11 protein-coding genes, 1 rRNA gene and 1 pseudogene are annotated in these 11,108 nt (G+C 62.7%); 1 reads left to right on the top strand and 12 read right to left on the bottom strand.

Annotated features, from left to right (window positions below; genetic code table 11):
* Positions 1–763, bottom strand: a 16S ribosomal RNA gene (locus tag AC2VOG_RS07725); the annotation flags it as partial.
* A 283-nt stretch (positions 764–1,046) separates the two neighbouring features.
* Complete coding sequence (gene murA / locus AC2VOG_RS07720) at positions 1,047–2,297, bottom strand: UDP-N-acetylglucosamine 1-carboxyvinyltransferase (protein WP_486939328.1); 1,251 nt, start codon at positions 2,295–2,297, stop codon at positions 1,047–1,049.
* 58 nt (positions 2,298–2,355) lie between these two features.
* Here murA and AC2VOG_RS07715 point away from each other — a divergent pair, with 58 nt between their 5' ends.
* On the top strand, positions 2,356–2,934 hold the full coding sequence (locus AC2VOG_RS07715; protein WP_486939327.1) for a cob(I)yrinic acid a,c-diamide adenosyltransferase: 579 nt from the start codon (positions 2,356–2,358) through the stop codon (positions 2,932–2,934).
* Positions 2,935–2,937: 3 nt separating this feature from the next.
* Here AC2VOG_RS07715 and AC2VOG_RS07710 read toward each other — a convergent pair whose 3' ends face one another.
* From AC2VOG_RS07710 to AC2VOG_RS07665, 10 genes and pseudogenes are all read right to left on the bottom strand, one after another.
* Entirely contained in the window at positions 2,938–3,381 is a 444-nt protein-coding gene (locus AC2VOG_RS07710) for a DUF2550 domain-containing protein (protein WP_486939326.1), read from the bottom strand.
* A gap of 12 nt (positions 3,382–3,393) precedes the next feature.
* The gene (locus AC2VOG_RS07705) at positions 3,394–3,759 is read right to left on the bottom strand and encodes a F0F1 ATP synthase subunit epsilon (RefSeq protein ID WP_486939325.1); all 366 of its coding nucleotides are present in this window, start codon (positions 3,757–3,759) and stop codon (positions 3,394–3,396) included.
* Positions 3,760–3,807: 48 nt separating this feature from the next.
* The gene (gene atpD, locus AC2VOG_RS07700; protein ID WP_486939324.1) at positions 3,808–5,268 is read right to left on the bottom strand and encodes a F0F1 ATP synthase subunit beta; all 1,461 of its coding nucleotides are present in this window, start codon (positions 5,266–5,268) and stop codon (positions 3,808–3,810) included.
* Between the two features lie 24 nt (positions 5,269–5,292).
* Entirely contained in the window at positions 5,293–6,204 is a 912-nt protein-coding gene (locus tag AC2VOG_RS07695) for a F0F1 ATP synthase subunit gamma (protein ID WP_486939323.1), read from the bottom strand.
* Between the two features lie 6 nt (positions 6,205–6,210).
* A complete protein-coding gene (gene atpA, locus AC2VOG_RS07690; protein WP_486939322.1) occupies positions 6,211–7,863 on the bottom strand; it encodes a F0F1 ATP synthase subunit alpha in 1,653 nt (550 codons plus the stop codon).
* 47 nt (positions 7,864–7,910) lie between these two features.
* Positions 7,911–9,251 carry a F0F1 ATP synthase subunit B/delta gene (locus AC2VOG_RS07685; RefSeq protein ID WP_486939321.1) on the bottom strand — a complete coding sequence of 447 codons (1,341 nt, stop codon included), beginning with the start codon at positions 9,249–9,251 and terminating at the stop codon, positions 7,911–7,913.
* A gap of 7 nt (positions 9,252–9,258) precedes the next feature.
* The gene (locus AC2VOG_RS07680; RefSeq protein ID WP_486939320.1) at positions 9,259–9,771 is read right to left on the bottom strand and encodes a F0F1 ATP synthase subunit B; all 513 of its coding nucleotides are present in this window, start codon (positions 9,769–9,771) and stop codon (positions 9,259–9,261) included.
* Between the two features lie 8 nt (positions 9,772–9,779).
* A complete protein-coding gene (locus tag AC2VOG_RS07675) occupies positions 9,780–10,037 on the bottom strand; it encodes a F0F1 ATP synthase subunit C (RefSeq protein WP_486939319.1) in 258 nt (85 codons plus the stop codon).
* Between the two features lie 60 nt (positions 10,038–10,097).
* Positions 10,098–10,850 (bottom strand): F0F1 ATP synthase subunit A, encoded by a 753-nt coding sequence (gene atpB / locus AC2VOG_RS07670; RefSeq protein WP_486939318.1) that lies wholly within the window; start codon positions 10,848–10,850, stop codon positions 10,098–10,100.
* Positions 10,843–11,108: pseudogene (locus tag AC2VOG_RS07665) on the bottom strand (ATP synthase subunit I); the annotation flags it as partial. The gene atpB and the pseudogene AC2VOG_RS07665, both read right to left, overlap by 8 nt.

Here is an 11,108-nt window from a genome sequence, read left to right as displayed (position 1 = left end):
CTAAGCCTGTTTGCTCCCCACGCTTTCGCTTCTCAGCGTCAGGAAAGGTCCAGAGAACCGCCTTCGCCACTGGTGTTCCTCCTGATATCTGCGCATTCCACCGCTCCACCAGGAATTCCGTTCTCCCCTACATCCCTCAAGTCCGCCCGTATCGAAAGCAGGCTCAGGGTTAAGCCCTGAGTTTTCACTTCCGACGCAACGAACCGCCTACAAGCTCTTTACGCCCAATAATTCCGGACAACGCTCGCACCCTACGTATCACCGCGGCTGCTGGCACGTAGTTAGCCGGTGCTTCTTCTGCAGGTACCGTCAGAAACCCTTCGTCCCTGCTGAAAGCGGTTTACAACCCGAAGGCCGTCATCCCGCACGCGGCGTTGCTGCGTCAGGCTTTCGCCCATTGCGCAATATTCCCCACTGCTGCCTCCCGTAGGAGTCTGGACCGTGTCTCAGTTCCAGTGTGGCCGGTCGCCCTCTCAGGCCGGCTACCCGTCGAAGCCTTGGTGGGCCGTTACCCCGCCAACAAGCTGATAGGCCGCGAGTCCATCCTTGACCGCCGGAACTTTACAACTCAATGGATGTCCAAAGAGTTCATATCCGGTATTAGCATCTGTTTCCAAATGTTATCCCAGAGTCAAGGGCAGGTTACTCACGTGTTACTCACCCGTTCGCCACTCGTGTACCCCGAAGGGCCTTACCGTTCGACTTGCATGTGTTAAGCACGCCGCCAGCGTTCGTCCTGAGCCAGGATCAAACTCTCCAAACAAAAACCCCGAACCAAAGCCCGGAAGAATCCGAATCAGAAAAATCCGATCACAGCAAAACAGACACCAAAACTGGCATCAAAAAACATCACACCCCCACAAACGGGAAAAACAGGAGGCATGACAAAAAAACAACAACAAAAACAAAACCACCAAACACACTATTGAGTTCTCAAACAACACCCGTTTTCGGGCAACCCTGCTACTGTACTTCATCGCAAAAGCGCCGTCAAACTGCACTGTCTGCCGCTCGAACAGCAGGCGTGCGTAGTACTTGCCCGCTCACTATACCCTCTCGATTTCAGCGCCCAGACCTGCCAGGTTCTCCACGAACAGCGGGTAGCCGCGATCGATGTGAAAGACGTCGTGGATCTCGGTGTCACCATCTGCGACCAGGCCCGCCAGCACCAGTCCCGCGCCAGCACGGATGTCCGACGACCACACTGGCGCACTCGACAATTGCGGGATACCGCGCACGACGGCGTGGTGGCCGTCGGTGCGGGCGTCGGCGCCCAGCCGGATCATCTCCTCGACAAACCGGAACCGCGCCTCGAAAACGTTCTCGGTGATCATCGATGTGCCATCGGCGATCGAGGCCAGCGCAATCGCCATCGGCTGCAGATCCGTCGGGAAACCCGGAAAAGGCAAGGTTGCGACGTTGATGGCCCGCGGCCGCTCGTACTGGGTGACCCGGAAGCTGTCATCGGTCTGGGTGACCGTGGCGCCGGCGTCGTGGAGCTTGTGCAGCACAACCTGTAGATGCCCCGGATCGACACCGGTCACCGTCACGTCGCCGCGGGTCATCGCGGCGGCTATACCCCACGTGGCGGCCACGATTCGGTCGCCGATCACGCGATGCTCCGTCGGAAAAAGTCGCGGCACGCCGGTGATCGTCATCGTCGGAGAGCCGGCGCCCACAACGTGTGCACCCATCTGGTTCAACATCGTGCACAGGTCGACGACATCAGGCTCGCGGGCCGCGTTGTGAATGGTCGTCACGCCCTCGGCCAGAACTGCGGCCATCAAGATGTTCTCGGTGGCCCCGACCGAAGGGAACTCGAGCTGAATCTCCGCGCCGTGCAACGCATCTGCGTGGGCCACAACGCAGCCGTGCTCGATATTGCAGGTAGCGCCGAGCTGCCGCAGACCGGCCTGATGCATGTCCAGCGGACGGGAACCGATCGCGTCACCACCCGGCAACGCGACTTTGGCTCGCTTGCAGCGCCCCACCAGCGGGCCGAGCACGCAGACCGAGGCGCGGAACTGGCGCACCGCAGCGAAGTCTGCGTCATACTTGAGTTCGTCAGGCGAGGTGATTCGAACCGTTGCACCGTCCAACTCGACAGTGGCGCCCAGTCCTCGCAACACCTCGGCCATCAATGGCACGTCCAGGATGTCGGGGCAGTTGGTAATGGTGCTGGTGCCCTCGGCCAGTAACGCCGCCGCCATCAACTTGAGAACGCTGTTTTTGGCTCCCCCGACAGCGACTTCGCCCGACAACCGACTCCCACCGGTCACCACGAAACGCTCGGTCACGCGAGCTAGTTTAGTGAAGCGGTATCGCCCTGTCAGTCGGCTAGGTACGTTCGTGGTCATGGCTGTACATCTGACTCGCATCTACACCAGGACCGGCGACGACGGGACGACGGGTTTGAGCGACTTCTCGCGGATTTCCAAAAATGACCCGCGATTGGTGGCCTACGCCGACTGCGACGAGGCCAACGCGGCGATCGGCGCGGCGATCGCGATGGGCGCTCCTGACCAACGGATTACCGAGGTGCTGCGACAGATCCAGAACGATCTGTTCGATGCCGGCGCGGATCTGTCGACACCGGTCGTCGACAACCCGGCGCATCCTCCGCTACGTATCACACAGGACTACATCGACCGACTCGAGACCTGGTGCGACGATTTCAACGCCACCGTGGCGCCGCTGACATCCTTTGTGCTGCCGGGTGGTTCGCCCCTGTCAGCACTGTTGCACGTCGCTCGCACGGTGACTCGGCGCGCTGAGCGTTCAGCTTGGGGTGCAATAGAACAACACCCGTCGGACGTCAGTCCGCTTCCTGCGAAATATCTGAATCGCTTGTCCGACTTGCTATTTATTCTGTGCCGGGTGGTCAACCCCGACGGCGACGTACTCTGGCAACCCGGCGGCGGTCGAAAGAAGTGACCGCTATGTGCTGCGACGGCGCGCCCGGGGCGACGGGCGCGACTCCAGCCAAGATTGGAACGCCGTCAAAGCGCCTCGGTCCAAGGCAATTTCGTAGCCCGCTTTACGCTCCTGCGCGCTATCGCGCAGCTCCAGCACGATGATCTCGTCGGTCATGATGTCGAACTCGTCGCCGCGCGGTGCACGTCGCGCGACCACCTCGACCCCACGCCGATTCAGCTGCCGGTCGGGCCATGGCCGCACACTCGACAGTCGATAGAACGCGGCATCGCCCCCGCGGTAGCGGATGACGCCGTGACGCCAACCGTGGCCGCCCGTCGCCGGTATGTCCCGCATGATTGCCGCCGTGCCGCCCTGGCGCAGCTTCCACAATCGGTAGCTGAGGGCGACGACCGCGAGTCCGAGTACAGCAACAAGCACGACCATGAGGGTCATGAGCGCGCTCATCGGAGCGGTCCGTCAGTCAAGCGCGCCGACAGCGCGCAGCCTTCCGCGTCCCCGGGCAGCGATGCGCGGGTCGTCTGACTGCGAATCCTGTTTGGCCGCAGCCTCGTCGATCTCCGACTCAAACTGCGCGGACTCAGCAAGGATGCTGACACTCTCCTCGGTGACCGACAAAAAGCCACCTTCGATGGCAACCCGAAGGTCATGCTCGCCCTCACGCTCGACACGAACCATCGCGTCGTCGACCAGTTGGGCAACCAACGGAATGTGGTTGGGCATAATGCCGATCTCCCCCACCGTGGTGCGCGTGAAAAGGAACGTCGCCTCGCCCGACCAGATCTTCCGGTCGACGGCGACGATCTGCACGTTCAGCACGGCCATCTCACCCCTGCCCTTCCACGCTCAACCTCTGCCGTCGGGACCGACACATCACAGCTTGGCGCCGAAGCTTTCGGCCTTCTTGGCAAGGTCGTCCAAGCCACCGATGAGGAAGAACGCCTGCTCAGGAATGTGGTCGAAATCGCCCTTGGCCAGCTTGTCGAACGCCTCGATGGTTTCCTTCAGCGGAACCGTGGAGCCCGGCTGCCCGGTGAACTGCTCGGCGGCCATCATGTTCTGCGACAGGAACCGCTCGATCCGGCGCGCGCGGTTGACTTGCTGCTTGTCCTCTTCGGACAGCTCGTCGATACCCAGAATCGCGATGATGTCCTGAAGATCCTTGTAGCGCTGCAGGATTCGAATCACTTCCTGCGCAACCCGGTAGTGCTCGTCGCCGACGATCGCCGGGTCCAGGATGGTCGAGCTGGACGCCAGCGGGTCCACCGCCGGAAAGATGCCCTTGGAGAACACGTTTCGCGACAGCTCGGTGGTGGCGTCCAAGTGCGCGAACGTCGTCGCCGGCGCCGGGTCGGTGTAGTCGTCGGCGGGCACATAAACGGCCTGCATCGAGGTGATCGACTTACCGCGGGTCGAGGTGATCCGTTCCTGGAGTTCACCCATTTCGTCGGCCAGCGTGGGCTGGTAGCCCACGGCCGACGGCATGCGGCCGAGCAGTGTCGAGACCTCGGAACCGGCCTGAGTGAACCGGAAGATGTTGTCGATGAACAGCAGCACGTCTTGGCCCTGCTCGTCGCGGAAGTACTCCGCCATCGTCAACGCCGACAGGGCGACCCGCATACGGGTGCCGGGCGGCTCGTCCATCTGACCGAAGACCAGTGCGGTGTCCTTGAGCACATCCGCATCCGCAAGTTCGACCCACAGGTCATTGCCCTCACGGGTGCGCTCCCCGACGCCGGCGAATACCGAAGTACCACCGAAGTTTCGGGCGATACGGTTGATCATCTCTTGGATCAGAACCGTCTTACCCACACCCGCACCGCCGAACAGCGCGATCTTTCCACCACGCACGTAGGGAGTCAGCAGGTCGACGACCTTCAGACCGGTCTCGAGCATCTCGGTGCGCGGTTCGAGCTCGTCGAATGGCGGCGGCTTACGGTGAATACCCCAGTGTTCGAAGTCTTCTCCGTAGCCCGGCTCGTCCAGGCAGTTGCCCAGCGCGTTGAACACGTGACCCTTGACGCCGTCGCCGACCGGGACGGAGATCGCCTTTCCGGTGTCGGTGACCTCGACGCCACGGACCAGTCCGTCAGTCGGTTGCATCGAGATCGCGCGGACCAAGTTGTCACCCAGATGCTGGGCGACCTCGAGCGTCAGCGTCTTCGCCAAGTCCTTGTAGGTGATCTCGGCGTGCAGGGCGTTGAACAGTCCGGGTACCGAGCCGCGGGGGAACTCGACGTCGACGACGGGTCCGGTGATCCGCACCACGCGGCCGTTGGTGTCGCCGCCCTTCGAGTTCGCCGACTTCTCAGCCTGTTGGGTGGTAGCAGCCATATCCTCTTCGCTTCCTGATGGGGCCTATTGGGCGTCGGCCAGCGCGTTTGCGCCACCGACGATTTCGCTGATTTCCTGGGTGATCTGGGCCTGCCGCTCGCGGTTCGCCTCGAGCGTGAGCACCTTGATGAGGTCGTCGGCGTTGTCGCTGGCCGATTTCATCGCGCGTTGGCGGGAGGCCAGTTCGGACGCGGCGGACTCGAGCAGTGCCGTGTAGATACGAGTGGCGAGATACCGCGGCAGCAGCGCGTCGAACAGGGTCGTCGCGTCGGGCTCGAACGAGTACAGCGTGTGCGGTTCGTTGGCGTCCTCGACGTATTCCACCACCATTGGGGCCATTCGGTGCGCGCTCACCGACTGCGACATCATCGATTTGAACTCGGTGTAGACGATGTGCAGCTCGTCGACGCCGGTCCCGTCCGCAGATTCCTCGTCGTCACCTGCACCGGCCATGAAGGCGCTTACCAGGGTTTCGGCCACCTCGGACGCGTTCTCGTAGCTGGGCCGCTCCGAGAACCCGCTCCATGACTGGCTGATATCCCAGTTGCGGAACTTGAAGTAGCCCTGAGCTTTCCGTCCAACCGTGTAGAGCACCGGCGTGCGGCCGTCTTCCCGCAGTCGCGAGAACAGCTCTTCGGCCTTGCGGAAGGCGTTGGAGTTGTAGGCACCGCAGAGTCCTCGATCGGACGAAACCACCAGCACGCCAACTCGTTTCGGCGTGGACTTTTCGACCAGCAGCGGATGGTCGAGGGCAGCCTCCGCCGCCAGCGTGGTGAGCACGCGGGTGATCTCTTCGGTGTAGGGCCGGGCCTCGCGCAAGCGGGCCTGCGCCTTGCCGATGCGCGACGTCGCAATCATTTCCTGAGCCTTGGTGATCTTTTTGATCGACCCGGCGGAGCGAATGCGACCCCGCAGTTCTCGAAGTGTGGCAGCCATCCTCGATTACTTCTTCTGCTTCGGGGGTGCGGGCTTGTGCACCTGCACCGCTTCTTTCTCGACTTCGTCTGCGTCGAGCGCCGCGACGTGCTCGTCCGGCACCACCGAGCCCCCGCCGGTCGCCGCGAAGCCCTTCTTGAACTCGTTGATCGCATTGACCAACTTGTTCTCGGTCTCTTCGCTGAGCTTCTGCGATTGCTTGATGTCGGCCAGGATGCCGTCGTTGGCTCCCCGGATGTGGTCGAGGAATTCGGTCTCGAACCGGTGCACGTCTTCAGCGGGCACCGAATCGAGATGACCACCGGTGCCGAGGAAGATCGACACCACCTGCTCCTCGACGGGCGCCGGCTGATACTGCGGCTGCTTGAGCAATTCCACCAGCCGCGCACCGCGCTCCAGTTGCGCCTTTGAGGTGGCGTCGAGGTCCGACGCGAACGCGGCGAACGATTCCAGCTCGCGGAATTGCGACAGGTCCAGTCGCAGCGAGCCGGCCACTTCCTTCATGGCCTTGATTTGCGCCGCGCCACCAACGCGGGACACCGACACACCGACGTTGATCGCCGGGCGGACGCCCTGGTTGAACAAGTCGGATTCCAAGAAGCATTGACCGTCGGTGATCGAGATCACGTTGGTCGGGATGTAGGCCGAGATGTCGTTGGCCTTGGTTTCGATGACGGGCAGCCCGGTCATCGAGCCGCCGCCGAGCTCGTCGGAAAGCTTGGCGCAACGTTCCAGCAGCCGCGAGTGCAAGTAGAAGACGTCACCCGGGTAGGCCTCACGACCCGGCGGGCGACGCAGCAGCAGCGAGATGGCGCGGTAGGCCTCGGCCTGCTTGCTCAAGTCGTCGAAGACGATCAGCACGTGCTTGCCGCTGTACATCCAGTGCTGAGCGATTGCTGAACCAGTGTAGGGCGCAAGCCATTTGAAACCGGCCGAGTCGGAGGCCGGGGCCGCGACGATGGTGGTGTAGTCCATCGCGCCGCCCTCTTCGAGTGCGCGCCGCACCGAAGCGATCGTCGTGCCCTTCTGGCCGATGGCCACGTAGACGCAGCGAACCTGCTTCTTCTCGTCGCCGCTTTCCCAGTTCTCCCGTTGGTTCAGGATGGTGTCGACGCACACCGCGGTCTTGCCGGTCTTGCGGTCACCGATGATCAGCTGGCGCTGGCCACGCCCGATCGGCGTCATCGCGTCGATGGCCTTGATGCCGGTCTGCAGTGGCTCGGAGACGCTCTGGCGCTGCACCACGGACGGGGCCTGGATCTCCAGCGCACGGCGGGTTTCCGCCTTGATGTCGCCCTGACCGTCGATCGGCTCACCCAGCGGGTTGACCACGCGACCGAGGAACTCGTCACCGACCGGAACCGAGAGCACTTCACCGGTGCGCTTCACCTGCTGGCCCTGTGCGAGCTTCTCGAAGTCACCCAAGATCACCGTGCCAACGCTGTGCTCGTCGAGGTTCAACGCGACACCAAGGACGCCACCCGAGAACTCGAGGAGTTCCTGGGTCATCACCGACGGCAGGCCCTCGACGTGCGCGATGCCGTCACCGGCATCCACGACGGTGCCCACCTCTTCCTTGGTGGTGTCGGAGGTGAAGGAGCTTACGTATTCCTCGATCGCACCCTGAATGTCGTCAGCCGAGATAGTCAACTCTGCCATGGCTTTTCGTTCTTCCTGCTTGTCGATGGTGTTACGTCGGTGGGGGGTCAGTCGGGTAAGTGGGTCTGGGCTGCGGCAAGGCGTGACGACAGCGTGCCGTCGATGATCTCGTCGCCAACCGATATTGCGAGCCCGCCGAGCAGCTGTGGGTCGGTTGCAATCTGCACTGTCACCGGATGGCCGTAAATCCGGCTCAGCAACTCGGTGAGACGAGTGTGCTGCGCTTCGCTGAGGTCGGCCGCCGCGCTGACCTGCGCGACGATCTCGCCACGCCGACCCACCGCGACTCTGGCCAGTTCTTGCACCGCCCCTTCGGCCGGCTGTCCACGTAGCAGCTCGACCGTCATAGCGAGCAGTTCAGCCGTGATCGTGTTGACGCCGGTGCCGGCGCTTCGCAGTACGTTGCGCAGCAACCGAACCCGCGTCTCGGCCGGCACTTCACAGTCGCTCAGCAAGATGGCCAAGCGTGGCTGCGCGTCGAGTATGCGGGAGAACCGGAACAGCTGTTCTTCCACCTCGTCGAGCTGTCCGGCTCGATCGGCGCGAATCAGCACGGCGTGGCGCGCCACCAGTTCGATCGCGTCGGCCAGATCGGTGTCGGCCGACCAGCGTTCGGAGACCGCCGCCCTGACCACATCGAGTGCTGGCTGTCCGACCTTGCCCGACACCAAACGCTCGACCAGTCGAACCCGTGGCGTGGCATCCTCGGCGGGCTGCGTGAGGTAGCGGGTGACCACGGCCTCCCGATTGAGCAGCGCCGCAACAGACGTCAGGTCGTCGCCGAGAGTCGCGATGTCTTGGTCGGCCAGGCCGTCGACGATCCCGCCGAACTTTTCCAACAGGTCGGTCAACGCCAGCCGGCTCGCCGAACGCATCTTCGTCGCGACGGGATACTCGATGTCGGCCGTCGAGGACGACATCTCCTCGAGATCGTCGAGGAAGCGGTCCACCGTAGCCGCCTGCTGGTCCGATTCGGCGACGAATCCGCGAACCAGTTCGCCTGCGCGCCGGACGGATTCGGCTCCGATGTCCTGACGCAGTTGACGGATCAGTTGCGCACGCATCAGCTCCGCCTGCTTAGCGCCCTGCTGCACGATCCGCTCGGCGTCACTATCGGCCTGAGCGCGCAGTTGTTCGCCGATGCGTTTGGCATCGGCCTGCGCTTCCTCGGTCAGCCGATGCGCCTCGGCGTTGGCATCTTCCTTGGCCTTGGCGTGGGCGCGACTGGCCTCCGCCAGCCGATCGGCGGCGGCTGCTGAGTCCGCCAGCTGTTGGCGCACTGTGTTCTGCTGGTCCGACATCATCTTGCGCACCGGCGGCACAACGTAGCGCCAGACCAGCAGGATGATGACGAGGAACCCGACGAGCTGCCCTATGAATGTTGACATTTCGTGCTTATCGCTCCGAACCTGAAGCCGAGACCGTGGTGCTGATCTCGACGCCGAGGATGCGGCTCGCCAGCGCGGTGGAGATGCTCTCCACCCGCGTGCGGAGATCCGCAGCCACGGCGTCGCCCTCCCGCTTGAGGTGCTCGGCGGCGTCTTGCAGTGTCGAGGAAACCTGCTCCTCGGCCTGCGCCCGCTTTTCGTCGACGACCTTGCGGCCCTCTGCCCGAGCCTCGTCGCGAGCTGCCGATGCCGTGACCCGAGCGGCGGACAACGCCTTCTCGTAATCGTCGTGGGCAGCGGCGAATTGCTCGGCCGATTTCTTGTTGTCTGCAGCCGTCTTGGTGATCATGTTGTCGCGCTCTTTGAGCACCTTCGAGATCGGCGGGACCACGAAGGTGCCGATCACGCCGAGCACGATCAAGAAGATGATCAGCACGACGAAGAAGGTGCCGTTAGGCACGAGGAAATTACCCTCTGCCTGGCTGGCTACCGCCAGGACCACAACATTCATGTCACCCATCTCGACCGCTACTTAGGTGCGATCGGGGTGGCGAAGACGAACAGCGCCATGAAAGCCAGGTTGATGAAGTAGGCAGCCTCGACCAGACCGACCGTGATGAAGAACGGTGTGAAGAGCCGGCCTTGTGCCTCGGGCTGGCGGGCGATGCCGGAGATCAGCGCGTTACCGGCGACACCGTCACCGATACCGGCGCCGATTGCGCCACCTGCCATGATCAGTCCGCCGCCGATAAGTGCACCCATGCCAATGAGGTTGGGGTCTGACATTGCTTATCCTCCTTGATATTTGGTAGCGGTCTACCAAGTCGTTATGTGCAGTTCGTAGTTCTAGTGGTGTTCGTCTTCGAGCTCCATCGCTTGACTGAAGTACAAGATCGTCAGCAGCGCGAAGATGAACGCCTGGATCGCGCCGACAAACAGGTCGAACGCCTTCCAGATCGCGTTGGGCGCCCACATGATGTAGGGCGGGAACAGCGCGATCAGCCCGACCAGGATGCCGCCGGCGAAGATGTTGCCAAAAAGTCGGAGCGACAGCGAGATCGGCTTGGCCAGTTCCTCCACCACGTTGATCGGCGCAAGCACGGCCACGTGCCCCTTGAGCACCGCGATCGGGTGACCGATGATGCCGCGACGCCATATCCCCGCGGCGTGGTAGCAGAGAAACACAAAGAGGGCCAGCGCAAGCACGTAGTTGATGTCCCCGGCGGCCGACGACAGTAGCTCAGTGGTTTTACCGTGATCGGAGTACTGCAACGGCAGCACCGACAACCAGTTCGAGATCAAGATGTAGACGAAAAGCGTGACCGCGAGCGGCAACACGAACGGGGCGACACGCATACCGATCGCGCTTTCGATCTGGTTGCGCATCTGGACGGTGATCGCCTCGAAGAACAGCTGAACTCCACCGGGAACTCCGGTGGAGGTGACTTTGGCGCGAAGGAAGAACGCCAGCCCGATGACGATGACGGCAGCGATCGCAGACGAGGTCACGGTGTCGACGTTGACGGTCAACCCGAACCAATCGGCGGTTTCGTGATGGCCGACTTCGATGGCGCTTTCGGCCAGAAACGCGCTAGTCATTGCCGTATTCCGTCCCTTCCACACCTACAGCCGCCCCGCTACGCAGCTTCTTCCACACCGGCAACGCGGTCGTCAACACCAGCAAGATCTGGAAAAGAGCGAGCCCGAAGAGCACGCCAAGCCCGGCGGGCCGGAACACGAAAGCGATGGCTAATCCAATTGTGGTGATCACCAGCAGTCGCGTAGCGGAGTTCGCGGCCATCTTCTTTTTCAGCGGGTGCTCGTCGGCGGTGATCGCTGCGACTGAACGCTGCACCC

This window comes from Mycobacterium sp. TH-M11 (genome assembly GCF_057473725.1).
The sequence above is the reverse complement of the archived record's forward strand: the minus strand, read 5'-3'. Positions and strand labels throughout refer to the sequence as shown.